This window comes from Brevibacillus brevis (assembly GCF_900637055.1).
GTDB lineage: Bacteria > Bacillota > Bacilli > Brevibacillales > Brevibacillaceae > Brevibacillus > Brevibacillus brevis.
In genome coordinates this window covers 4,659,671-4,684,920 of record NZ_LR134338.1, presented here as the reverse complement: position 1 = coordinate 4,684,920, position 25,250 = coordinate 4,659,671, and the positions used below count along the sequence as shown (strand labels likewise).

Sequence of the window (25,250 nt, the reverse complement as noted above, 5' to 3'; positions counted from 1 at the left end):
GCCCACCTCATTACTGTTTTTTGAATTTTCGCGCTTGTACAACCAAGTTTATCCAATACTTTATCGGTTCTAATTCCGAGTGTCAATATCGCAATAATATGAATGGATAGTTTAAGGAAAAATAGCAAGAGTATCATCCACCCGAAATGCAAAGGAGAACTTCCCATGACAAAAGAGCTTTGGATCAATTTGCCCGTCAAGGACCTCGAAAAGTCCAAATCGTTTTTTGCCGCACTTGGATTCTCTTTTCATCCTCGCCATGAGAACAGCAAGGATGTAGCGGGCCTGTTGATTGGTGAGAAAAACCTCCTGGTGCTGCTTTTCCCGGAGGCAGCCTTCCAATCGTTTACGCAAAATGAGCTGGCAGATACGAAGCGCGGAACGGAAGTGTTGTTTTCGATCGATGCCGAGAGCAGGGAAGAAGTGGATGAATTGGTGGGTAAGGTGATAGACGCTGGGGGCACTGTTTTCAGTGAGCCTCGGGAGCATGGTCCGGGGATGTATGGGGCGGGCTTCGCTGATTTGGATGGTCATCGGTGGAATGTGCTGTATATGGATAGGAGACAGATATCGACAGAATAGAGAATCGTGCCCCTGAGAAATCAGGGGTTTTTGCATGAACAAGCAAAAAATTCATGTTCTATTAAGGTTGTATAGAAATGCGATTAAGATTGGTCGTTTACTCTTCTTGAGAAGGAAAAAGGGAATGGAGAGGAGCAATCTTATGAAAATGTGTTTGAAGTTACAGACATTAATGGCGACTGTACTTGTAACTACTATGAGCGTCAGCCTTGTAAGCGGAGTTGTTTCTCCAACCAAAGTGTTCGCATCTTCTGTATCTGGGCCGGATGATCCGAGAGAGGTAGAGCAATTTGCAGATGAATTTTTTAACCGGTCTGAAATTAAGAACAACATGGCAGGAGCTGCGTTTGTCGTTGTAAAAGGAGACAAGGTCCTTTTTAAAAAAGGGTATGGATATGCGGATGTAGAGAAGAAGATTCCGGTCGATCCTGATCGCACCGTATTCCGTGTAGCGTCAGTATCCAAGGTTATTACAGCTACAGCCGTTATGCAGTTGGCGGAGCAAGGGAAAATAGATTTGAACAAAGATGTATCCGCATATATGGGGGGTGTCCGGATTCCGAATAAGACAGGCACTCCTCTAACAATGGAACATCTGTTAATGAACGCCACTGGATTTGACTATGGAGACACTTCTGACTCTTCAACAACCGACTTGAAACGGGAGGTTTCTTTAAAGAAATACGTTATGGACAATCTCCCAAATGTCATTCGCAAGCCAGGAGAGTTTTACAGATATGACAACCTCGGCTTCACCATTCAAGGTTATGTTGTAGAACAAGTAGCAGGAAAACCATTTGGAGAATACGTGCAGGAACGCATCTTTAAGCCGCTTGGCATGGAAAATAGTGATTTTCGACTTACACCATCAATAGTCAAAGAGTTGGCTGTACCTTATAATCTTATCGGACAGCCGATCCCGACTTATGCAACGGTACCAACTGAGCTTCCTGATGGTGGAATGCTCTCAACTGGTTCTGATATGGCTGCATTCATGATTGCTCATCTCAATAAAGGAAAGCTTGGGAATGCGACGATTATGGAAGAAGAAACGGCGGCAGAAATGCAGAGACCTCATCTTTCCGTGCATCCAAAGCTGAATAACATGGCGCTTGGTTTCGAATATGCCAACCAGCAAAATTACAATGGACATTATGTTATTGAAAAAGCAGGGGATTTACAAGGATACCATACCGGGATGTGGTTGATCCCGGAAGAAAAAGTGGGAGTATTTGTTACAGTCAATAAGGACTTCGAAATTCGTAAGCCTTTGATTGAAGCGTTTATGGATCATTACTACCCGAAAAATGAGCAGAAAAGGGGAGCGTTTGCGTTAGCGAAACAAGAACTCACGAAGTTTGAAGGGACATACAGCGATTTGCGAAACCGGATGTGGACGACTCGTATACGTGCTGAAGGCGGCAAACTCATTGTAAAAGACCCGCTGGGAGAACATGTCCTATATGAGGTGGAGCCACTCTTATTCCAGGATGAACAAGGTATTAAAGCTGCTTTTAAGCTGAACGATCACGGAGATGTGCAGGCTTTCTATTACGATTTAAAATCAGATAGTTGGGCAGAAAAAATGCCTGAGCCGCAACGTTATCAGGATGTGGAGAATGACCATCCATATGCGTCCTATATCTATCACCTGAGCCAGATCGGTGTCTTTGCTGATAGGGAAGGAGACAATCGCTTTTCGCCCGAACAACAGATAACAAAAGGAGAGTTTGTTGGCTGGTTCATCAAGTGGAGTGGCATTGCCCCATCAAAGCATAAACCGATTTACACGGATCTTTCAGGCAACAAGTATGCGCGGGAAATTCAAGCAGCTTACGAGTTAGGTTTACTAAAAGCATCTGCTGATGGCAAATTTTATCCGAACGAGCCATTGACGCGTCAAGAAGCAGCAACCATCGTATGGCGCATGGCATTTGGCTATCTTCATGCAGAGCCGAAAAAAGCCAAGTTGAGTGGTAGGACAGATGCTTGGGCTTTAGAGGGAGTCCATTTCGTAGTGGCAAAAGGATTATACGGACCAGAAGTGGTGAAAGGCAGAGATGGCAGTTTCGACTATAAATCAGAGCAACTGATGGTAAGGAAAGAAGCGGCTGCGTTACTATCTCGGTTCGCAGACCAATTATTTTAGTGTACAACAAGCCGTGACTTCTTGTTTGTGCTTCGTTGCGACATGAGGCGATGGAGGGAAATACAATCAAAACGATACTGATCATCGACGATGAAGCACAAATTCGTGAACTACTCAGTATTTATTTGAAAAATTACGGGTTTGCTACTTATGAAGCAGGTAATGGAGTGGATGCGCTGACTGTATTCTCAAACGTGCAAATTGATCTGGTTATTGCTGATATTATGATGCCGATGATGGATGGATACGAGTTATTAAAAAAGATGCGACATATTTCCGAGGTTCCGTTTTTGTTTCTGTCCGCGAAATCGGACGATATGGATAAAATTATTGGACTGCAGCTTGGCGCTGACGACTATGTGGGGAAGCCTTTTAACCCCATAGAAGTCGTCAGCAGAGTTCAAGCGTTATTCAGAAGAATGGATGTATTTTCCAAAGGTGAAAAGCAGAACCATGAAATCATACAATTTGGCGATGTCATGCTCGATTTGAAGAGCTGTAAGCTGTACAAAAATGGACAGCAGAAAGAAGTGACATCGTACGAGTTCAAGATTTTGTCTTTACTGATGAAGCATGCGGGGAGAGTTTTTACAAAAGCGTCTATTTACGAGCATGTTTGGGGGCAGGAATACATAGGGGATGAAAACCTGATCATGGTCTATATCAGCAAACTCAGGGAGAAGATTGAGGATAACCCAAGAAAGCCAGTTCATCTTATTACGATCAGGGGGTTAGGCTACCGTTTTGAAAAAAAATGAGAGCATCCCCGACAAGCGACCGTTAAAACAACTGTTTTTTCGGCATTATGTTGTGATAAGCGGTTTGTTGTTATGTACGATTATGATTGCTCTTTTGGGGACAGACCTGTTGATGGACAACTATTTTGATAAAACGCCCGATTTGACCCAAGTGGATGGCAGTAAAATATACCAGTACCCTTTTGAAAAGATTGATGGTCGGTTGTTAGACGAGTACGGCGGCTGGTTCGAGATCGTGAATGAATCGGGGACAGTCATCTATGTAAAAGGCAACAAGGAAGACAATATCATGACATATAGCGATGGAACGCTGTACGCTAAAGTGGACATACTGCGAAATGATGATTCAACTTTCTACCATGCCTATCAAGCGCAAGGGCCAGAGGGTGAGAACTATGTTCTGTTATGGAAAATTCCTCAGCGGTTGGAAAATATATCAGTGGCGCTTGGAATCTTTATAGCGTTGTTTGCCGTTCTGTTGTTCATTGCCCTTTATTTCTACACCCGGTACTCCGTCTTGCAGATGAAGAAGCCTCTCCGGCAAATTGTAGAGGGCATTAAAGAAATGGAAGGCTTCAATTATCAAAAGAGACTTAGATTTTCGGCTGAGATGGAATTTGCAGAAATCCGGGAAGCGTTTAACGGAATGGCAGAACGACTACAGCAGACCTCTGCAGAGAAAGAAGCGGTAGCGAACAACAAAAGAAACATGCTGCTGCATTTGTCTCATGATCTGAAAACACCGATCACCTCTGTATTCGGGTATTCTCAGTTGTTGCTGGATAGGCCGGAGCTAGAAGAAGAGCAAAGGCGTCAGTATGTTCAATATATTAACGACAAATCGTCTTATATGGCCCATTTGATTCAAAATTTGTTCGAGCTGGCAAAGCTGGAAGACCAGCACGTGAGACTGGATCAAGAAAAGGTGAATATTAGTAAGTGGTTTATGCAGCTTGTTGCGGAATTTTATCCGGAAATAGAAGATAGGGGATTTCAGTTGGAAGTGAAAATTCCAGAGGAGCCGCTGTTTGTCGTGTTCGACAAAATGCACATGAACCGCGTTATTACGAATTTGATCGGTAACTCGCTAAAACATAATCCGCCGGGAACACAGCTATTCGTTTCATGCGAGAAAATAGAAGCCGGCGTTGTTCTGTGGTTAGGTGATAACGGTACAGGTGTTCAAGAGAATGTTAGGGAACACATTTTTGAAGAGTTCATAAAAGGGAGTAATCCTGTGAAAGATAGCACCGGACTCGGTCTAGCCATTTGTAGAAAAATTATAACGTTACATCAGGGGACTATTCTTTTGGAAAGGAATCAACGGTATACGACTCTATTTAAAATAACTTTGCCTCTTGAATAAGCGGTACTCTTCTTGTAGCTGTCACGACGGTCGTTCCCTTCCCTATTTCTGCTTAAACATGACAGCTATACACAGGCTGATGTCAGAAAGAGAAGCAAGTGGTATGCTGGAGGGGTAAGGCAGGATTGGAGAAGGGGATGGTGTTATGAAAAGGACACGCAAAATCACCTCCTAAAATCAGTAGCTTTAGATTTTAGGAGGGATATCCAATGAAATTTCAGCGAATTGATCTAGATAATTGGAGCAGAAAGTCTTATTTCGAGCATTATCTGAACCGAGTAAATTGCACCTTCAGTATGACGGCCAACATTGATATAACGGAATTGCTCCCTGCCCTACGGCAAAAGGGGATGAAGCTGTACCCGGCTTTTCTGTATATGGTGACAAACGTTGTCAATGCGCATCGCGAATTTCGGACTTCCTTTCATGCAGACGGCGAGTTGGGCTATTGGGAGAGCATGATACCCAGCTATACTTTTTTTCACCAGGACGATCAAACTTTTTCTACGATGTGGACGGAATTCGCTGACGAGTTCCCTGTGTTTTATCAAAATTACGTAGCGGATATGAAAAAGTACGGGGACAATAAAGGTCTTGTGGCGAAAGAACCGGAACCGGCTTATACTTTCCCTGTCTCGTGTATTCCCTGGGTTAGCTTCAGTGGATTTAATCTGAATATTTCGGGAGATGGGCGGTATTTGCTGCCAATCATTACAAGTGGAAAGTATTTCGAGCAAGAAGGCAAAACGTTATTGCCTGTTTCTTTGCAAGTCCATCATGCGGTTTGTGATGGATATCACGCCAGCCTGTTTTTCAATGACTTGCAAAAATGGGCAAAAGAATACAAGGAATGGTTAGGTGTCGAGTAAATTGGCTCGTTTGGTATGCTTCTCCTTCCTAATCTCTTCCAATCATTTATAATAGCGGTAGGAGAATTGGGAGGAGAAAGAATGAACAAAGAATTGGTAGGAAAAATCTTCGGCTGTATTGTTTTGGGTGCGATCATCACGGTGATCGGAGTCGTGGCGATGGTGATGACTGCTCTGAACGCCCAGGGAAGAGTTTATTGCCTTCTCGTTGCTGTCACGACGTTCGTTTTTATCATCTACATCATCGGCCAAATGTTCGCCCCGCAAAAGAGTCGGTTATGGAACCGAGCCCTCTTTGTCTATTTTCTCTTTTGTACGCTGCCAGTTGCGGGATATGAGATCAGCAGCTATTACCATAACAGCATTCCTGTGGTCAGTGAGGCAGAGGTCGATCTGGAACAATATAAACCGTTCGGCACAAACTCCAAGGTTCATAAACTTGATCAACCTGCGACAATGTCGTTGCAGTCTGATTTGCCCAAAATAGATGGGGCGACCGCTTTGTATCCTCTTTACGCTTCCTTTGTGCAGGCTGTTTATCCCGAGAAAGATTACGACCTTTACGACAGCGAAGTCATGGTAAGCAAGACGCCAAAAGCGTACGAAAACTTACTGGATGGCAAAGTCGATGTCATCTTTGCAGCAGGTCCTTCCGAGGAACAGCTCCTAGCAGCAAAAGAAAAAGGCGTGGAGCTTAAGCTGACACCAATCGGTAGGGAAGCCTTTGTCTTTTTTGTCAATGCAGAGAATCCTGTTCAAGGACTCACTACCCAGCAGATTCGCGACATCTATGCGGGAGACGTCATTTCCTGGGATGAAGTCGGGGGCGGCTATGAGCTCATCCGTGCCTTTCAGCGTCCAGAAAATAGCGGGAGTCAGACGATGCTGCAGAAGATCATGGGAGATAAAGAGCTCATGACCGCGCCACAAGAGGACGTGGTAACGGGGATGGGTGGAATCATCGAGCAAACAGCCAACTACAAAAATTATTCGAATGCCATCGGTTACTCGTTCTTGTTTTATGCCACTGAGATGGTGCGAAACGGTAACATTCGTTTGCTCGCGATTGATGGGGTATCGCCTAATAAGGAAACGATAAAAAACAGAGCGTATCCGTTTGCGGCCGAGTTTTACGCAGTGACGGCTGGAACGGACAATCCGAATGCAGAGAAACTGATCGAATGGATTTTGTCTCCGCAGGGACAAGAATTGGTAGAAAAAACGGGCTATATTCCGGTGAAATAATAAGAAGCAAGCAAATGGAGACCCTTGGGCGATGGCCCCGAGGGTTTCTTCTTCACTCTTGTGGTTCGTAACGGTAGGAGGGAGCGGCATTGCCTTGTCACAGATGGACACACAGACTGGCTTGTTCACTTTTTTTAGCGGATTATTCTTTATGGCTGGTTTATATTGACAGAAAAATCTAGGACTGTTATAAAAATAGTGAATAGCACTCGCGAGGTGAGAGTGCTAACATCGAAAAAGGAATACATAAGAAGTCCGGAAAGGTGGGTATTTCATGGAAAAAAAGCAGTTTCAAGCAGAATCTACACGCCTCTTGGAAATGATGATCCATTCTATTTACACACAAAAGGAAATCTTTTTGCGCGAGCTGATTTCCAACTCGAGTGACGCGATTGACAAAATTTACTACAAATCGCTCGTCGATGATCAATTGGTGTTTGATAAAGAGAACTATTACATCAAAGTAGCCGTTAACAAAGACACCAGAACACTGACCCTGACAGATACCGGGATCGGCATGACGCAGGATGAGTTGGAAAATAATCTGGGTGTCATCGCGAAAAGCGGGTCTTTGGCGTTCAAGAAAGAAAACGACGCAAAGGATGGCTACAACATCATCGGTCAATTCGGGGTAGGTTTCTACTCGGCTTTCATGGTTGCCGACAAGGTTACAGTCATCAGTAAAGCACTGGGCAGCGACACTGGGTACAAATGGGAATCCAGCGGTGCGGATGGCTACACGATTGAGCCTTATCCAAAAGATTTCGTCGGGACCGAGATTATTCTCGAAATCAAGGAGAATACAGAAGAAGAGAACTACGACGAGTTTTTGGAGGAGTACCGTTTAAAAGCGATCATCAAAAAGTACTCTGACTTCATTCGTTACCCAATCAAAATGGACGTTACGCAGCATAAGCCAAAAGAGGGCAGCGAAAACGAGTACGAACAAGTGACGGAAGAACAAATCGTGAACAGCATGGTTCCGATTTGGCGAAAAAATAAAAGCGAGCTGACGACTGAGGATTACGAACAGTTTTATGCGAGCAAGCATTACGGCTTCGACAAGCCGCTTAAGCACATCCACATCAGTGCAGATGGAGCCGTTGTTTATCAGGCGATTTTGTACATCCCGGAGAGCATGCCGTTTGATTACTACTCGAAGGAGTACGAAAAAGGTCTGGAGCTGTATGCGAACGGTGTACTGATCATGAACAAATGCGCGGACCTGCTTCCAGACTACTTCAGCTTTGTGAAAGGGATGGTTGACTCCGAGAGCCTGTCGCTCAACATTTCCCGTGAGATGCTGCAGCATGACCGTCAATTGAAGCTGATTGCGAAAAACATCACGAGCAAAATCAAAAGCCAGCTGCAAAGCTTGCTGAAAACAGAGCGTGAGAAATACGAACTGTTCTACAAGTCATTTGGCAGACAGCTGAAATACGGCATGTACAGCGACTACGGAACACATAAAGAAACACTGCAAGACTTGTTGATGTTCTACTCTTCCAAAGAGAAAAAGCTGGTGACGCTAGAAGAGTACGTAGAGAGAATGCCAGAAGATCAGAAGTACATCTACTATGCATCCGGGGAGTCGATCGAGCGAATTGAAAAGCTGCCGCAAACAGAGCTCGTATCCGAGAAAGGTTACGAAATCCTGTACTTCACAGATGACGTCGATGAGTTCGCGATCAAAATGATGATGAACTACAAGGAAAAGGAATTCAAATCCGTATCGAGCGGGGATCTGGGAATCGAACCGGGTGAAGAAGAAAAAGCAGCCGAAGCAGAAAACGAAAACAACAAAGAACTGTTCGACTATATGGCATCGCTGCTCGAAGGAAAAGTCAAAGCCGTAAAAGCTTCTAAGCGCTTGAAGTCACACCCTGTCTGCTTGTCGACAGAGGGTGAAGTCACGATCGAAATGGAAAAAATCTTGAATGCCATGCCGAACAATCCGAATGTGAAGGCAGACAAGGTACTGGAGATCAATGTGAACCACGCGGTGTTCCAGTCGTTGAAGGGTGCATTTGACACGGACAAAGAAAAGGTCAATCTGTATACGGCCCTCCTGTACAATCAGGCTCTCTTGATCGAAGGCTTGCCGATTCAAGACCCAGTAGAGTTTACGAACGACATTTGCAAAGTTATGGTGTAAGGCAAAACAAGGGGATGCGATTCAGGCATCCTCTTTTTTCTCGTATTGATTTTCCGATCACAAGGGACTTATGATGGAAGGCAAGGATATACATAGAGAGGGGAGAGTAGAACCTATGTGGAACCCGTTAGAAGTGAAAGATCTCATCACCAGTGCAGAAGAACTGAAAAGCCTGGTAGGAGAACCGCACGAGGCGGTTGTGAAAAAAAGCATCGCGCAGGTTGAGTCGCATGTGATCCATTACGTGTCCATGTCACCGTTGTTTTTCTTGTCTACAGCAGATGCTTCAGGCAGATGTGACGTTTCCCCGAGAGGCGACGAGCCGGGCTTTGTTAAAGTGCTGGATGATCACCATATTATTTTTCCAGAGCGAATGGGGAACAGACGAGTCGACTCTTTGCTGAATATCATTGCCAATCCGCAGGTGGGGATGATTTTCCTGATTCCTGGTCTGGAAGAAGTGTTGCGTATTAATGGATCAGCCCGCATTACGAAAGATGCAGAGCTGCTCGCTGCACAAGAATGGAAGGGCAAAACAAGCGGCATGGGCGTGATTGTGAAGGTAGAGGAATGCTTCCTCCATTGCCCGCGCGCATTTAAACAAGCAGACTTGTGGAAAACGGATTCATGGCCAGAAAAAGAGGCGATGCCTTCGATACTGGAAATGTTTCGCGCTCATTTGAAAATAAACGGCGTTACGTTGAATGATAAAGAATAAGAAAGAAAAAACCTTGAAGGAGCTTTACAACTCATAAAAAAGATAGTAAGGATTGAATATCCCTACTATCTTTTTTTATCTAGGGAATCGAACATTGGACAAAATCAAAAAGCTCACTGGTAATGCGGACTTTATGCTTACATCTATCTATTAATCAAATTTAATTTTAAATACATCACCCGCATTCCCACCAAAAACGATCATCCCACTTTCAGGCAGTACTACCGAATGATTGTTACTTGCCTTTGAAAAGTTCACAGTCATTCCATTCTTGTCATAAACGGCGAATCCGCCGCTTACCGGAGTCTCAACGTTCATAACTCGGTTGGCTGATTTTGCATCGATTTTATACCATCTAGCCTTACCATCTGATGGTATGACGCATAATGAATCTTTCCCATCATTAAAGGTTGGAATAGCATCTTCACTGATATAGGATAATCCATTGATCTTTACATACTCTTTTTGGTTCTTGTGATAGAAATTCAAATCAAAAGCGTCTCTTCCGTTTGCAACAGGGATTTGAATTACATTTACTGCTTTATTCTTGTCAACAATTTTAGTGCCTGAAGCGTATCCATGGCTGATATCAACTGATATTTCGTAATTCGCATCTTGATAGTCCATTTGATGTTGCAATTGCGAATTCTCATGCATAAATTGAAATTTATCAACGATATTATCAAAAATATAGAAAATGATAATATTTAAGAGAAGAAATCCAATGACGGAAATGAAAGAATAAACGTCCTTATAAGTTAGAATACTCAGCTGGTATATACTTACGACAGGAATAACCAAGAATAATACGTAGTAACGATTATCCAAAGAGAAACTTCTACGTTTTGCAAGTAGTCGTATGATCTGAATGATCGCAAACATGATCATGGAACCGAGTAAAATAGCTTTCGTATTGGCTATTTGATCTTGTTCATTTATAGGGTTAAAGCTAAAGTCAACTGAATCTAGGGAATAAAATAAATAGAGCGATATAAAATAAGAGAGAGATACTAAAACACAGTAAAGTATAGAAAAAGTAAACTTCGTTTTAAATTCTACTGTATAAGATTGCGCAAAACTAAATATCACAAGAAAAGAAAGAATCGAAGATAAAATAAGAGAGGCTGGTATAACCAAATATAGGTAATCGAGCAGCCCAAAGATAATGAAGTAAATGAATCGGTTTTGTTTTTTAGCTGATTTGTCAAAAACCGAATTGAAGAAAAAATTAACTTGCAAACCCATCAGAAGTATAATGCAAAAGACAATCGGAAAATTATTTTGAATCATATCAATCGACCTTCATAATCATAAATTTGGTGTAAGTATCTTTTACCTCTTTCATTTTAGAACGGCCTATAGGCAATTCCTTCCCATTGGACATGAGAACCACTCCGCTAGCAAATTTCTTCACATGTAGCAGATTAATAATAATGGAACGATGGATTTGTATGAAGTTACAATCCTTTAAGGCCAGAGCATAATCAGAAATGATGCCTTTGCTTTCATAGGTTTGATTCGTGGTCGTAAAATGAAGCTTGCTTTTTATGGTTAAGCTTTTGGCAGCTTCAATACTAACAAGTTCATCATATTTTAATACGACTTCTTCATAGCCTGACTTGATGACCATATACTTTTTATCAAGTGCTTGAAAGTATTGGTGTAGCTTGATGATTTTCTCCTCCAAGATCGAAGGTGCAATGGGTTTTATCAAGTACTGGAATGTCATGACGTCAAAACTTTCCATCATATATTTTGGGTAACTTGTCAGAAAAATAATTTGTTCATCCAGGTTATTTAACCCTCTTATTGTTCGGGCTGTTTGAATTCCGTTCATTCCACCCATTTCAATGTCCAAAATTAAAATATGGAATGGAATATCATGGCGCTCATAATAAGATGCCAACTGCTCTCCCGAGTCGAATAATTCGATTGCAAATTCAATATTTGTCTTTATCGACAATGTAATTAGAATGCTTTTAACAAACTCTCTATGTTTCTCCTCATCATCGCAAATAGCCACTCTATACATAAATGATGTACCCTCGTTCCATTACCTTTATTTTAAAGTTCTATCATAAACATGATACAACCTATAGACTTTATATAGATAGCTTTTGGATGAAATGCAAATTTGAATCCCTTAAATCACTTCTCACGTGATAAATGCCTAGAAAAGAGCCTGTATCTATAATTACTTGGTAAACGTAGATACAGGCTTTTAATTTTATTGTCTAATCCTGCTTATGTATATTGAATGTGAAATCAAGGTTTTTTTTCGTCCAAACGAGCTTGGCAGGAAGCCGAACCGAGCCACGTATGTGGATTGCCAGCCCAGCACCAGCCGAGCTTCGGTTTATTTTCGCTGATCCACATGGCCGTTACGCGTCGGTCACCACAACGAGAGCCGAGCAGAGAAAAGCCATTGTTTTTCTTTAACAGATCAGGGAAGTGGGTGATCAGGGCAATCCCTTCCTCCAGCGTGAGCGGAGAACGCTGTTGCTCCAAGAGGATGGGCATCGCATCATTCGGGGTGACGTTCAGCGTCTCTTTTCCCGTATCAATTTCGGTCATCAGGTAAGCCATTCCAGTAGGAATCTCGATGCCCTCGATGGGTGTAAACCGCCTGATTTCTTCCGTATCCATGACACTGAAGCCAGCTTTCTTTTGCCGCTGGATTGCTTGCATTGCTTTTTCTCCGTCGAACCAATCGCCTTTCACAACGAGAACAAAGGGTACGAAACCCTCTTGCTGGTCGTCTTCTTGAATGGGGAGAGCTTCTGCTAGTGATTGCAGCGGGGCCAGATTTTTCGTAAATTCATCAGCTGTCATGCCAGCCATTTCAGGATAGCCCTTTTGAATGAGCGTTGTCAGTTGCCGTTCGAATTCAGCTTTGTGCATGAGTTAATGCGCCTCCTTCCACTTGTCATGTTCATCTTACAACATTGATGCTAATTCTAAGGTTTCTACAAAATAAAAGGAATAAAGCAGATTTAGGTTGAAATAACTTTAGAACTGAACTTTAAAGTTTATGGGATAAAATCAGAAAGGGGCTGGCTGCCATACGCCCTATTGATATTGCACGTAAGTTAAAGCTGAGCACGAGCGCCTTGCGCAATTATGAAGCGCATGGGCTGGTTCCGCCTGTAGAGCGGTCAGCGAGCGGCTACCGGAAGTATACGGAGGAACACGTCGCTTATTTTACCTGTATTCAAGCCATGTCTCCTGGCTTTGGAATGGATGTGACGGCGCAGGTGATGCGATTGATCCAGGATAGACAGTTGCAGGAAGCTCTGTGGCTTGTGAATGAGGTACAGGCTAATTTGCAGCGGGACAAGCAGTTAGCCGAACGAAACGTAGCAATGCTGGAAGACAGCCAAGCAGGAAAGGGTGAGGAAGCTGGAAACAGCGAATGGATGACGATTGGAGAGGTCGCAACCATGACTTCATTACCCAGCTCAACCATCCGCCACTGGGAAAAGGTTGGACTCATTACGACTTCCCGCGATGAGAAAAATGGCTACCGTCTCTTCAATCGCTCGCAAATCCGTAAAATCATGCTACTTCGTACGCTGCGACCCGCTGTCTATTCCTTATCGGTTGTGGAGCTGAAGGAAGCCATCGCGAACATGGATGAAGAGGATGTGAAAGAGGCGCGAAGCATCGCTTTGGAAACGCTGCGCTATCTGGATCAGATGAATCTCGAACAATTGCGTGGGGTTTTCTATTTCTATCAATTATGCAAAGTGGTTCAGTTGATCGAAGAATAAGGTAGCGAAAAGAGAAAACCCCCTCCTGCACATTCGCAAAAGAGGGGATGGCATCGTTATTCCACAAACAGTGATACCCGCTCAAATCCTGCATCTGAAATGCGAATCAAGCCCGTATCCGATATGTGCAAGGTCGGAATGACGACCAGTGCAAGCAAAGACAATGTCATAAAGGCGTAGTTCATCGTGCAGCCAGCCTTCACCAATGCTTGGCTAATCTCCATGGATTGCTGCACAACTGTTTCATAAGGCTCGGTCGACATCAGTCCAGCTAAACGCAGCGGGAGCTCCACAATTTCGCCGTCTCCAGTCACAACAGCGATACCGCCTTGCATGCCGATCACAGCATTGGCTGCTTGTGCCATCCGTTCATCATCGTTTCCAATGACAAGCACGTTATGGCAGTCATGGGCGACAGTCATGGCAATCGCTGCTGGCTGGTTAAAACCGACATTGCCGACAATCCCGATGCCAGAGCCGCCTGTTTTCCCATGGCGTTCGAAAACAGCCATTTTGCACAAGGTGCTCTCTGGTGTAATCTGAAGCTCACCATTTGCGACAGCCACATCCACAAACACTTCGTCCGTCTCTACGTGATTTTCGCGGACAACTGCTACGCGTGTCTTGATCGTCCCAGACGGAACAGGGGTCTTGATGATGAAGTCAGATGGAGTGAGCTCAGCCTTGATTTTCACAGAGTTGACAGCAAACTCAGGGTAAGGGAACGGAGGAAGTTCGAGCGTCATTTCACCGTTTTCCGCCACTACTTCACCGCGTGCGATCGTCATCACGACATTCACATCAGCCAGATTCCCGTCGAGCAAAATGATATCGGCGATGATACCCGGTGCGATCGAGCCTACATCTCTTGCAACACCGAATCGTTCTGCTGTATTGATGGTCGCCATCTGGAAGGCAGTAACTGGCTTCACTCCTTGCGAGATCGCGTGTCTGACGATGAAGTTCATATGTCCTTCTTCTTTCAACGAGTCACAGATGCGGTCATCGGACACGAGCATCATCCGGCGGGAGTCAATGCCCTGTTCGGTGTGTGCTTTGATCGTTGCTGCAACATCGTGCCACGCAGAGCCGCGGCGCATTTTGGCATACATGCCGAGGCGTACGCGCTGTGCGACATCTTCGCTGGTCACACACTCATGGTCGCCTGTTACACCCGCAGCTGCATAAGCAGCCAGACGCGGATCACTTGACGGCCATGTATAGTGACCATCCACTACTTTTCCTGCCCGCAATGTCGCTTGAATCTCTCCAATCATTTTCGGGTCTCCGTACACGACCCCTGGGAAATTCATGACTTCTCCGAGTGCGATCATATCGGGTCCCCAGCTCAATGCTTCCGCGACCTCCGCTGGTCCGAATTCTGCCCCAGCCGTTTCAAAAGAAGCATCCGTTGAAGGGACGCAGGAAGCGACCTGCATGTAAGCAGCCATCGGTGTTTGTCTCGCCTCATCCAGCATGATGCGCAACCCAGGGAGACCGAGAACATTCGAGATCTCATGAGCATCGAAAAAGCCGCCTGTCGTTCCGAGCGGCAGTACCGCATTGGCGAACTGCGTGACGGACAGCATGCTGCTTTCGATATGACAGTGCCCGTCCAACAGTCCTGGTGCCATATACTTTCCTTTTGCATCGATGACCTTAGTGGATTCATCCGTCATCCCTTCCACAAAAGGACCGACATAGGCGATGCGGGTGCCAACGACAGCGACGGACATATTCGGCAAGATTTCACCGGAGAGAACATTGACGAGAGAGCCGTTATGGATGAAGAGGGTTGCTTTTTTCTCCCCTCTGGAAAAGGCAACGAGATCAGGTATGCAATCTGCGAGTGGAGGTCTTGCAAAGGAGGAATGCTGCTGTGTCATGTTTACTATCACCTCATGCTGGATTTGGTTTTTTACATATCGTACACATCGAAGCGGAAGGAAGCTAGTTTTCTTAAAAAAAATGTTGAAAAAGAGGGTGCGGTGTATGACAAGAGTAAAAGTCAAATACATAAAAATATCATCCTACCTAAAGCTGTGCGTGGGAGCAGGGGTTTCGATCGGGGGTTTGGATGGGGCTATCCGTTTTCTATTATTACTCGTAATGGGGCAGTTGAGGGCCTCGGAAGCTATGCTCTTCAGTATGCAGGTGGAGGGATGGACAGCGGGAATCTTACACGTGCTTTCTGTACCGCTACTGTATGGATTGGGCGCAGCTCTTTTTGGGGTCGTCTCCTATTTTCCGTTTATGTATTATCTCAAGTGCAAAAAGGGGCTTGTGATCGAAGGGGTATTTGAAGGGGAGCATTGCGAGGATATCCCAAAATAAAGCACCTCCCATTTTCACCGTTGTTGAGAGTGAAAATAGGAGGCGCTGCTTAGTGTTCTGCTACCTCTATTTCATTTGTCTTCGTTTTCCGCAGTTTGTAAATCGCGACGAGTAAAATAAACCACACAGGTGTGATGAACAAGGAGACTCGTGTATCTTCCGCGAGTGCAAGGACGACCAGAATGAAGGCAAGGAATGCCAGGATCAGGTAATTGGCAAAAGGATAGAGCGGCATTTTAAATGGATTCGCTTTTGCTAATTCTGGTCTCGTTTTGCGATATTTTAAATGGCAGATGACCGTGATTCCCCAAATAAAGATAAAACAAACGGTCGAAACGCTTGTGATCAGTGTAAATACACCTTCTGGCATGACGTAGTTCAATACGACTGCGATCAGAATGACAACCGTCGAAAAGAATAGGGCATTTGCTGGGACCTTGTTGGCAGTCAGTTTGGTAAGGGGCACAGGAGCATTCTTTTCTTTGGCAAGGGAGTAAACCATCCGGCTTGTACTGAAAATGGCGCTATTACATGCGGAAGCTGCGGATGTCAGTACGACAAAGTTGACGATACCGGCAGCGGCTGCAATGCCAATCGCTGCGAAGACCTGCACGAATGGACTCTCCAACGGGTTGATCGCGTTCCAAGGATAAATGCTCATGATAACGATGAGTGCGCCAACGTAGAATATCAAAATCCGAATCGGGATTTGGTTAATCGCTTTTGGAATGACTCGTTTTGGGTCTTCTGTTTCACCGGCTGTCAGACCGACGAGCTCGATCCCAACAAATGCGAACACGACCATCTGGAAGGAGAGAAGGAACCCATTAAAGCCGTTCGGGAACATGCCGCCATGACTCCAGAGATTCGTGAAGCTGGACGCACCAGCATTCGTAGAAAAGCCCTTGATGATCATGAAAATGCCGACAAAAATCAGGGCGAGAATCGCGATGACCTTAACGAGCGCGAACCAAAATTCCATTTCTCCAAAAAGCTTCACTGTAGCCAGATTCATGATTAACAAAATCACGAGGGCGATCAAGCCTGGCATCCACTGGGGTATTTCCGGAAACCAGTATTGCGTATACAGACCAACAGCTGTCAGGTCGGCCATGGCGATCGAAATCCAGCAAAACCAGTACGTCCAGCCCGTGACAAATGCGGCCATATTCCCCAAATAGTCTTTGACGAAATCCACAAAAGAATGGTAGTTCAAGTTGCTCAAGAGGAGCTCCCCGAGTGAGCGCATAATTAAAAAGCAGATGATGCCCGTAATCAAGTAAGCAAATAAGATGGATGGGCCGGCCAAATGAATCGATTTTCCTGCGCCCAAAAATAATCCTGTACCGATTGCACCACCGATCGCGATGAGTTGTACGTGTCTGTTTTTTAGACCTCTCTCCAATTTTTGATCCTGCATACGATCCACCTCTCTATTTTTAGTTAGTTTTTAATTTTTAGATTTTTATCAAACACATAATGTTCATATTAACATAACTATTGTTGTTTCACATATGTTTATTTATTTTTATAGAAAAAAAGCTTTTAATTATGAACGAAATAGTAACATTTTGGAAGTGTTGGTTCTTTTAAACAAGGACTACACTTCTTTTTTGTATCTCAGAAAAAAGAATATATTGACATGGGAATGGAAATCATTTAATTTTGCATTAGGGCAACTTTTTTATACACAAGCATATTAGTTTGCTTCGGCGAATATTATTGGTACAAGACTACATTGTTGTGTGTGGGCATATAGGAATTACCCGTTTCATCATTGGTTTTTGAGCGGGATCATATAACGGGCTATTATTTGGAGGGAAAAATCATGGATTCTGCTATCGCAGTAAGGGATCTGCATGTCTCTTACTTTGGGAACGAAGTTGTTCGGGATGTCTCATTTAACGTTGAGCTAGGGAGCATGGTTGGAATCATCGGTCCAAACGGGGCAGGGAAGTCAACCCTGATCAAGGCTCTCTTGGAACTCATTCCGAGAGATAAGGGGAATGTGCGGATTTTTGGTAAAGAGACAAATGAATTCCGGAAGAAAATCGCCTATGTACCACAGCGGAGCATGATTGATTGGACGTTTCCGATCACCGTCATGGATACAGTGCTGATCGGGACATATCCAAGTGTCGGACTGTTCAAATTTCCGAAGAAAAAGGAAAAAGCGTGGGCGCTGGAATGCCTGAGAAGAGTAGGACTGGAGGATTTCCGCGACAGGCAGATTGGGGAGCTATCCGGCGGGCAGCAACAGCGTGTCTTCTTGGCAAGGGCACTTGCGCAAAAACCGGAGCTGCTGCTTCTGGACGAGCCGTTTGTGGGGATTGATGTGGCGAGCGAGGACACAATCATTCGCATCTTGAAAGAGCTGCAGCTTCAGGACAAAACGATTGTCGTCGTCCATCATGACTTGTCGAAAGCGAATGCGTATTTTGATCAGCTTCTACTGATGAACAAAGAATTGATCAAGTTCGGTACGGTCGATGAAGTACTGAATCGAGAAGTCATGTCGAAAGCATACGCCTATCAGCTCCAATTTCTCGAAAAGACCGAGGTGCTTGCATAATGGATTTCTTGATGGCAATTGGACAGTATGAATTTTTGCAAAAAGCATTGTTTACATCTGTAGTGGTTGGATTAATCTGCGGCGTTATAGGTAGCTTTATCATCTTGCGGGGAATGTCCTTGATGGGGGATGCCATCTCACATGCTGTTTTGCCTGGGGTGGCCCTCTCCTATGCATTTGGAATCAATTTCTTTGTGGGTGCTGTTTTAACGGGTGTGCTCACCGCTGTTGGAATTGGCTACGTGAGCCAAAATAGCCGCATCAAGAACGACACGGCGATTGGGATATTGTTCACATCCGCCTTTGCGATCGGGATCATCATGGTTACGATGCTGAAAAGCAGTACCGATTTGTATCACATTTTGTTCGGGAATGTATTGGCTGTGCGTTCGTCAGACATGTGGGTGACGGTTGGCATCGGGGTCGTCGTCATCGTGACAGTCTACGCTTTTTTCAAAGAACTGTTACTGACTTCGTTCGATCCAACCATTGCTGCTGCTTACGGCTTGCGTAACAACCTCATTCATTACTTGCTGATGACCTTGCTGACGATGGTAACTGTCGCTTCCTTGCAGACTGTCGGAATCGTGTTAGTCGTCGCCATGCTGATTACACCGGCTGCTACCGCCTATCTTTTGACCGACCGCTTGTCGATCATGATCTTTTTGGCTGGCGGTTTTGGGATGCTGTCTTCGGTTATCGGCCTTTATTTTAGCTTTACCTATAATTTGGCCTCTGGTGCCACGATTGTCGTGGTTGCAACCGTGCTATTCTTCCTGGCCTTTCTCTTCTCCCGAAAACACGGGGTGGTATGGAAATCAATCCGAGCCCGGCAAAAACGAGTCGAGCTCTCAAAGTAAAGGAGATTATCGTCATGAAGAAGTGGAATCTGTTTTTCGTTTTTCTTATATCAACCGCATTGATGGCAGCGTGTGGTGCTCCGCAAAGTACGAACGAGCCCACGAAATCAGATAGTGACAAGCTGCAGGTCGTGACCACGTATTCCATCCTGTATGACATCGTGAAAAACATTGGGGGAGATCGGGTAGAGATCCATAGTCTCGCTCCGATTGGCTCCAATCCTCATGAATATGATCCACTGCCTGCTGACGTGCAAAAAACGACGGATGCAGACGCTGTTTTCTACAACGGCTTGAATCTGGAGGCGGGTAACTCTTGGTTCAATAATCTCATGAATACAGCGGGCAAATCAGGTCCGGATGCACCCGTGTTCCGACTCAGTGAGGGTGTAGCGGCCAAACACTTGACGACCAAAGGCAAAGAGAGTGAAGAAGATCCGCACGCTTGGTTGGATGTACGCAATGGAATCAAGTATGCGGAGAATGCAAAAAATGCCCTGATCAAGGTGGACCCAGCCCACAAGGAAACGTATGAGCAAAACGCCAAGAAATACATCGAACAGCTGACTGCTCTGCACGAGGAAGCGGTTAAGCAATATAGCCAGATTCCAAAGGAACAGCGTGTGCTCGTGACGAGCGAAGGAGCGTTCAAATATTTCAGCGAAGCCTACGATTTTGAAGCCGCATACATTTGGGAAATCAACTCGGAGAACCAAGGAACACCAGAGCAGGTCACGCAGGTGGTTGATACGATCCGTGCCAAAAAAATCCCGGCTCTGTTCGTAGAGACGAGTATTGATCCGCGCAGCATGGAGATGGTATCGAATGAAACGGGTGTACCGATTGTCGGGAAAGTATTTACGGACTCTCTCGGAAAGCCGGGTGAAGATGGCGATACGTACATCAAAATGATGGAATGGAATATCAAGACGATTTACGAAGGATTGACCAAGAAATAACATTCTGAAGGCAAAGCACAGCTCTCCTAATCAGGAGCTGTGCTTTTAAATTCTTCCACTGCTTAACATATTTCATAAGATTGAGGTATAATAGGCTAGTGTGTAAAAGGAATCCGGAGTATTCATATTTAATCTGTCATATTGAAAGAGAGTGGGATTATGGGTCGTAAGTGGAACAATATTAAAGAGAAGAAAGCTTCTAAAGACGCGAGCACCAGTCGTATTTACGCGAAGTTCGGGAAGGAAATATATGTAGCGGCAAAGCAAGGCGAGCCGGACCCAGAGTCCAACCGTGCTCTGAAGGTCGTCCTGGAGCGTGCCAAAACGTACAGCGTACCGAAAGCGATTATCGACCGCGCGATTGATAAAGCAAAGGGCGGCTCTGATGAAACGTTTAGCGAGCTGCGCTATGAAGGCTTCGGGCCAAACGGTTCCATGATCATCGTGGATGCACTGACCAACAACGTAAACCGCACAGCTCCTGAAGTGCGTGCTGCTTTCAACAAAAATGGCGGTAACATGGGCGTATCCGGTTCTGTTGCTTATATGTTTGACCCAACAGCGGTATTTGGCTTGGAAGGCAAAACTTCTGATGAAGTGTTGGAAATCTTGATGGAAGCGGACGTAGATGTGCGCGACATTTTGGAAGAAGACGGTGCTGTCATTGTTTACGCAGATGCAGAACAGTTCCACGCTGTACAAGAAGCACTCAAAAACGGTGGCGTCGCAGAGTTTACCGTAGCTGAACTGACCATGCTGCCACAAAACGAAGTAACGCTGACAGAAGATGTACAAGCTCAATTCGAAAAGCTGATCGATGCTTTGGAAGACTTGGATGATGTGCAGCAGGTGTACCATAACGTTGATTTAGGTGAATAATGTTTTCGATGGAGAAGACCTTTGTTTAAAAGCAAGGGTCTTTTTCTATGTGGCTGCGGTGAAGAGAAGAATATTTCCAGTCTAGGCTCCAGGCTCCGTCCCGCTGAGGGCTGAGACTGCCCGCTCCGAAGGGATTCGCGGGGAAACGCAAAAGTGGTAGCCGCTACGCCGCGTGGGCACGGTTGCGTTTCTTTTGCCCGCAAATCCCTTCTCCGCTCGGTTGGACTCCACAAGTCGCTACGTCTGGAAATATTCTTCTCTGTCGTAACAGGTGAGGTTCTTCATTCTTTTAAGGATTTAAAATCGGATAACACGGAAAGCTCGTAGAGGAAACAGGAGAAATAAGCGAAGATCTTTGGGACACCGACCGAGGCGCAATGCATAAAGCGAAACACGCCTTTAAGCGTCCACCTCTGAAAAAACATCTTGAATGGACCACTTTGGACGCGGTTTCGCTTTTTGCATGGAGTCGTGCAGTCAATCCCTCAGGGGGTGGCCCTAGAATCTGAGCGTTTTCTCCTGTTTCCTCCCCAGCACTACAGCGCCAATTTTAGGTTCCTATTATGTGGGAAAAAACATTCCCAGTCTTCGCTCAGTGCTTCGTCCGAGGGGAAGACTGGACTGCCCGATCCAAAGGGATTAGCGGGGAAACGGAAAAGTTTCTTCTCTGGCGGAACGGATGCGATTCTTCATTCTTTTAGTGCTTTTAAAAATCAGATAATACGGAAAGTCTTTGGAGTTTTGTAAAGAGAACAGAAAAATAAACAAGCTGATGTCGATTGGGCTTCGACGTCAGCTTGTCTACTAGAAGAATGCGATTAGCAAATTGTTCTGTTTAGCCAATGTGTCTGATCAGGTTCATTGTTCCCGTTGATCTGATAATTGTCCATCCGTCAGGAATTGGGGAGCCAAGCATTACCCATACCTCTTGACCAGAAGGAGCATTATTGAGATTTCTGATGAAGTTCATATCTCCCGAACTTCTGGTTATGACCCATCCGTCAGGAATAGGAGAGCCAAGCATTACCCAAACTTCGTAACCAGAAGGAGCATTATTGAGATTTCTGATGAAGTTCATATTTCCCGAACTTCTGGTTATGACCCATCCGGTTGGAATTGGGGAGCCAAGCATTACCCAAACTTCGTAACCAGAAGGAGCATTATTGAGATTTCTGATGAAGTTCATATTTCCCGAACTTCTGGTTATGACCCATCCGGTTGGAATTGGGGAGCCAAGCATTACCCAAACTTCGTAACCAGAAGGAGCATTGTTAAGATTCTTAATCAAGTTCATATTTCCTGAACTTCTGACCACGACCCATCCAGACGGAATAGGGGAGCCTAACATTACCCAAATTTCCTCGCCAAATGCTTTGTTTTTGCTTGTAGGGGCATCTTTCTTTTTCCAATCTTTCTGGATATCGCTTGTTACGTAGGGAGTCGTCTTACCTTGTAAAGGTAGTGCTGCCCCTTGGGCTGTTGCAGCTAAATTGGGTACAGCGACAACGGAGCTTAAAGTTAGGATGACCAAGGCTTTCTTAAACATTTGCATCAACCTTTCATGACAATGGTAAATGTGTTTTAGAAGCTATCATCGAGTAGATGCCAAAGTTGAGTAAGTTAATTACATAATTGCCAATATATACTATCTTAAGTGAAATCCATTTTCTTTACTTTAGGAGATATTGTCGAATGGGAGACAAAGTAGACTATATTTTGAGAAACCATGAATTTCTATGTAGCTGTAGTGGGGAGAAGAATATTTCCAGTCTAGGCTCCAGGCTCCGTCCTGCTGAGGGCTGAGACTGCCCGCTCCGAAGGGATTTGCGGGGAAACGCAAAAGTGGTAGCCGCTACGCCGCGTGGGCACGGTTGCGTTTCTGTTGCCCGCGAATCCCTTCTCCGCTGGGTAGGACTCCACAAGTCGCTACGTCTGGAAATATTCTTCTCTGCCGTGACAGATGCGATTCTTCAATCTTTTAAGACTTTAAAAACCCGTTTAACACTTGAAGCTCGTAGAGGAAACAGGAGAAATAAGCGAAGATCTTAGGGACACCGACCGAGACGCAATGCAAAAAGCGAAACACGCCTTTAAGCGTCCACCTCTGAAAAAACATCTTGAATGGACCACTTTGGACGCGGTTTCGTTTTTTGCATGGAGTCGTGCAGTCAATCCCTCAGGGGGTGGCCCTAGAATCTGAGCGTTTTCTCCTGTTTCCTCCCCAGCACTACAGTGCCAATTTTAGGTTCCTATTATGTGGTTGCGGTGAAGAGAAGAATAATTCCAGTCTAGGCTCCAGGCTCCGTCCTACTGGGGGATAGACTGTCCGCTCCGAAGGGATTAGCGGGGAAACGCAAAAGTGGTAGCCGCTTCGGCGTGTAGGCACGTTGCGTTTCTTTTGCCCACTAATCCCTTCTCCGCTCGGTAGGACTCCACAAGTCGCTACGTCTGGAAATATTCTTCTCTATCGTGACTGATTAGATTCTTCCATCTTTTAAGGCTTTTAAAACTCGTTTAACACGGAAAGCTCGTAGAGGAAACAGGAGAAAAAAGCGAAGATCTTTGGTACACCGACCGAGGCGCAATGAAAAAAAGAGAAACAAGCTTTTAGCGTCCACCTCTGAGTCCCATCCTGAATGGGCGACTTTGGACGCGGGTTTCGCTTTTTTTCATGGAGCCGGGCAGTGAATCCCCCAGCGGGTGGGACAAGAATCTGAGCGTTTTCTCCTGTTTCCTCCCCACAACTACCGCCCGACAAACGGATTTTAAAAGAAATAAAACCGCCTCCATAAAGGAGACGGCATATATCGAGCTCGTTAGTTTTGAGGTGTTACCGATCATCACGTGCGACGCATCTACCTCCAGTATGAAGTTAGAAGCTTAAAGCAGTGTACGGTTTCCCTTACTCACTAGGTGATCGTGTAAATCATCCATGGCACATCGCCTCCGTAAAGGACTACAGCCTGATTGAAAACACACCACCGAGCTCGATGAGTATAGTATGAGCCAAGCCCATCATTTTATTCACTCATCTTCAGCATCTGTTTTCGAATCGCATTTAAAAACGATTGGTTGCTGTAGGCCGTGCCACCAGCCAATCCTGGTTCAACTGCATTCATGTACATTTGATCCGCTTTGACTGCGCGAAGATTTTTCCATGCAGGCTGCTCTTGCAACTGCTTAAAAGCGGGCTGGTCTTCTTTGTTGACCATCACAAACAAGTAGTTGGGATCTTCTTTTGCCAAAGCATCCATAGAGAGTGCGGTACGCTCCTGGATATTCGCGACGACATCTGGGACAGGCAGGGCCAAGTCCGTATATAACAGGTAATTGTACCGTTCGTCCTTTGGATAGGCGTAGAAGGAGCCTTCCTGGAACCACAGCGTCAGTACTTCCTTTTCTGGAAGTGGGGCGAGCTTGTCGCGGAGTTCCTGTGCGTTTTGCTTCACTTTACCTACGAAAGTATCTAAATTGGCATCTTTTCCACGAACATCAGCGAGCAGACGCAAGTTTTCTTGCCAATGAGCTCCGTTCGTAGAGACGGGAATGACAGAGGCAGTGGTTTGCAATTTGGCCAAGTCTTCCTTGGAGGTCTTGTCGGTTGTCATGATGACGTCAGGATCGAGGGCAACCAGCTCACCTAGGTTATCTGCAATATGATAAGGGAGAGGCTTGGCATTTCTGATCATGGCTTGATATTCCGCAGGAAACTTTCCGTTTTTATCCGTCGTAGCTGCGACGGGCGGGATTCCCAGCAAGAAAGAATCTTCATACGAAGCAGGGAAGCCTACGAAAACAATATCTTTGGTTCTGGCCGGAATGGTATAAGTGTTGCCCAAGTAATGGATCGATCTGGTCGGTTTCGATGCCGCTGAATCGCCCGTTTGTCCACCATTGCCGCAGGCTGTCAGGACGAGGAGCAAAGCGGCAATCGGGATAGCTAGTAGCCGTTTATACATACAGGTCACTCCGTTCTTACTTCTTGTGTTTATCAGGAAAGTAGCAGGACTCATGTAAATTATAGGCTACCCGAT

Annotated in this window: 21 protein-coding genes; 14 read left to right on the top strand and 7 right to left on the bottom strand. The window is 45.2% G+C overall.

What is annotated here, in order from left to right:
* Window positions 1–165 precede the first annotated feature (165 nt).
* The 8 genes from EL268_RS22510 to EL268_RS22475 all read left to right on the top strand — a co-directional run bounded on the left by EL268_RS22510 (window position 166) and on the right by EL268_RS22475 (window position 9,842).
* Window positions 166–582, top strand: a complete 417-nt coding sequence (locus EL268_RS22510) for a VOC family protein (RefSeq protein ID WP_106654684.1) — start codon at window positions 166–168, stop codon at window positions 580–582.
* 142 nt (window positions 583–724) lie between these two features.
* On the top strand, window positions 725–2,731 hold the full coding sequence (locus tag EL268_RS22505) for a serine hydrolase domain-containing protein (RefSeq protein ID WP_106654685.1): 2,007 nt from the start codon (window positions 725–727) through the stop codon (window positions 2,729–2,731).
* 50 nt (window positions 2,732–2,781) lie between these two features.
* Complete coding sequence (locus EL268_RS22500; RefSeq protein ID WP_174769456.1) at window positions 2,782–3,489, top strand: response regulator transcription factor; 708 nt, start codon at window positions 2,782–2,784, stop codon at window positions 3,487–3,489.
* Complete coding sequence (locus EL268_RS22495) at window positions 3,476–4,855, top strand: HAMP domain-containing sensor histidine kinase (protein ID WP_106654687.1); 1,380 nt, start codon at window positions 3,476–3,478, stop codon at window positions 4,853–4,855. The genes EL268_RS22500 and EL268_RS22495 overlap by 14 nt, the downstream gene beginning before the upstream one ends.
* Before the next feature lie 209 nt (window positions 4,856–5,064).
* Window positions 5,065–5,724, top strand: coding sequence for a type A chloramphenicol O-acetyltransferase (catA, locus tag EL268_RS22490; RefSeq protein WP_106654688.1), 660 nt, complete (start codon window positions 5,065–5,067; stop codon window positions 5,722–5,724).
* 81 nt (window positions 5,725–5,805) lie between these two features.
* Window positions 5,806–6,969 carry a PstS family phosphate ABC transporter substrate-binding protein gene (locus EL268_RS22485; RefSeq protein ID WP_106654689.1) on the top strand — a complete coding sequence of 388 codons (1,164 nt, stop codon included), beginning with the start codon at window positions 5,806–5,808 and terminating at the stop codon, window positions 6,967–6,969.
* A 274-nt stretch (window positions 6,970–7,243) separates the two neighbouring features.
* On the top strand, window positions 7,244–9,124 hold the full coding sequence (htpG, locus tag EL268_RS22480; protein WP_106654690.1) for a molecular chaperone HtpG: 1,881 nt from the start codon (window positions 7,244–7,246) through the stop codon (window positions 9,122–9,124).
* A 115-nt stretch (window positions 9,125–9,239) separates the two neighbouring features.
* Complete coding sequence (locus tag EL268_RS22475) at window positions 9,240–9,842, top strand: MSMEG_1061 family FMN-dependent PPOX-type flavoprotein (RefSeq protein ID WP_106654691.1); 603 nt, start codon at window positions 9,240–9,242, stop codon at window positions 9,840–9,842.
* A 150-nt stretch (window positions 9,843–9,992) separates the two neighbouring features.
* On the opposite strand, the gene EL268_RS33875 is transcribed toward EL268_RS22475, so the two are convergent.
* The 3 genes from EL268_RS33875 to EL268_RS22460 form a co-directional block, all read right to left on the bottom strand.
* Window positions 9,993–11,132 carry a hypothetical protein gene (locus EL268_RS33875; RefSeq protein WP_106654692.1) on the bottom strand — a complete coding sequence of 380 codons (1,140 nt, stop codon included), beginning with the start codon at window positions 11,130–11,132 and terminating at the stop codon, window positions 9,993–9,995.
* A 1-nt stretch (window position 11,133) separates the two neighbouring features.
* Complete coding sequence (locus EL268_RS22465; protein WP_106654693.1) at window positions 11,134–11,874, bottom strand: LytR/AlgR family response regulator transcription factor; 741 nt, start codon at window positions 11,872–11,874, stop codon at window positions 11,134–11,136.
* Window positions 11,875–12,107: 233 nt separating this feature from the next.
* Window positions 12,108–12,743 carry a DUF5701 family protein gene (locus EL268_RS22460; protein ID WP_106654694.1) on the bottom strand — a complete coding sequence of 212 codons (636 nt, stop codon included), beginning with the start codon at window positions 12,741–12,743 and terminating at the stop codon, window positions 12,108–12,110.
* Between the two features lie 161 nt (window positions 12,744–12,904).
* Here EL268_RS22460 and EL268_RS22455 point away from each other — a divergent pair, with 161 nt between their 5' ends.
* Window positions 12,905–13,612, top strand: coding sequence for a MerR family DNA-binding transcriptional regulator (locus EL268_RS22455; RefSeq protein WP_106654695.1), 708 nt, complete (start codon window positions 12,905–12,907; stop codon window positions 13,610–13,612).
* Between the two features lie 56 nt (window positions 13,613–13,668).
* On the opposite strand, the gene EL268_RS22450 is transcribed toward EL268_RS22455, so the two are convergent.
* Window positions 13,669–15,498, bottom strand: a complete 1,830-nt coding sequence (locus EL268_RS22450) for an adenine deaminase (RefSeq protein WP_106654696.1) — start codon at window positions 15,496–15,498, stop codon at window positions 13,669–13,671.
* A gap of 106 nt (window positions 15,499–15,604) precedes the next feature.
* On the opposite strand from EL268_RS22450, the gene EL268_RS22445 reads away from it, so the two are divergent.
* The gene (locus tag EL268_RS22445; RefSeq protein ID WP_106654705.1) at window positions 15,605–15,946 is read left to right on the top strand and encodes a hypothetical protein; all 342 of its coding nucleotides are present in this window, start codon (window positions 15,605–15,607) and stop codon (window positions 15,944–15,946) included.
* Window positions 15,947–15,995: 49 nt separating this feature from the next.
* Here EL268_RS22445 and EL268_RS22440 read toward each other — a convergent pair whose 3' ends face one another.
* Complete coding sequence (locus tag EL268_RS22440; protein ID WP_106654697.1) at window positions 15,996–17,366, bottom strand: amino acid permease; 1,371 nt, start codon at window positions 17,364–17,366, stop codon at window positions 15,996–15,998.
* A gap of 408 nt (window positions 17,367–17,774) precedes the next feature.
* Here EL268_RS22440 and EL268_RS22435 point away from each other — a divergent pair, with 408 nt between their 5' ends.
* From EL268_RS22435 to EL268_RS22420, 4 genes are all read left to right on the top strand, one after another.
* A complete protein-coding gene (locus EL268_RS22435) occupies window positions 17,775–18,518 on the top strand; it encodes a metal ABC transporter ATP-binding protein (RefSeq protein ID WP_106654698.1) in 744 nt (247 codons plus the stop codon).
* Window positions 18,518–19,378 carry a metal ABC transporter permease gene (locus EL268_RS22430; protein ID WP_106654699.1) on the top strand — a complete coding sequence of 287 codons (861 nt, stop codon included), beginning with the start codon at window positions 18,518–18,520 and terminating at the stop codon, window positions 19,376–19,378. Before EL268_RS22435 ends, EL268_RS22430 begins: the two co-directional genes overlap by 1 nt.
* 14 nt (window positions 19,379–19,392) lie before the next feature.
* On the top strand, window positions 19,393–20,337 hold the full coding sequence (locus EL268_RS22425) for a metal ABC transporter substrate-binding protein (RefSeq protein ID WP_106654700.1): 945 nt from the start codon (window positions 19,393–19,395) through the stop codon (window positions 20,335–20,337).
* Between the two features lie 159 nt (window positions 20,338–20,496).
* Window positions 20,497–21,216 (top strand): YebC/PmpR family DNA-binding transcriptional regulator, encoded by a 720-nt coding sequence (locus EL268_RS22420; RefSeq protein ID WP_106654701.1) that lies wholly within the window; start codon window positions 20,497–20,499, stop codon window positions 21,214–21,216.
* 835 nt (window positions 21,217–22,051) lie between these two features.
* Here EL268_RS22420 and EL268_RS22415 read toward each other — a convergent pair.
* Window positions 22,052–22,762 (bottom strand): hypothetical protein, encoded by a 711-nt coding sequence (locus EL268_RS22415; protein WP_115984413.1) that lies wholly within the window; start codon window positions 22,760–22,762, stop codon window positions 22,052–22,054.
* Between the two features lie 1,474 nt (window positions 22,763–24,236).
* A complete protein-coding gene (locus EL268_RS22410; RefSeq protein WP_106654285.1) occupies window positions 24,237–25,175 on the bottom strand; it encodes an ABC transporter substrate-binding protein in 939 nt (312 codons plus the stop codon).
* Window positions 25,176–25,250: the final 75 nt, after the last annotated feature.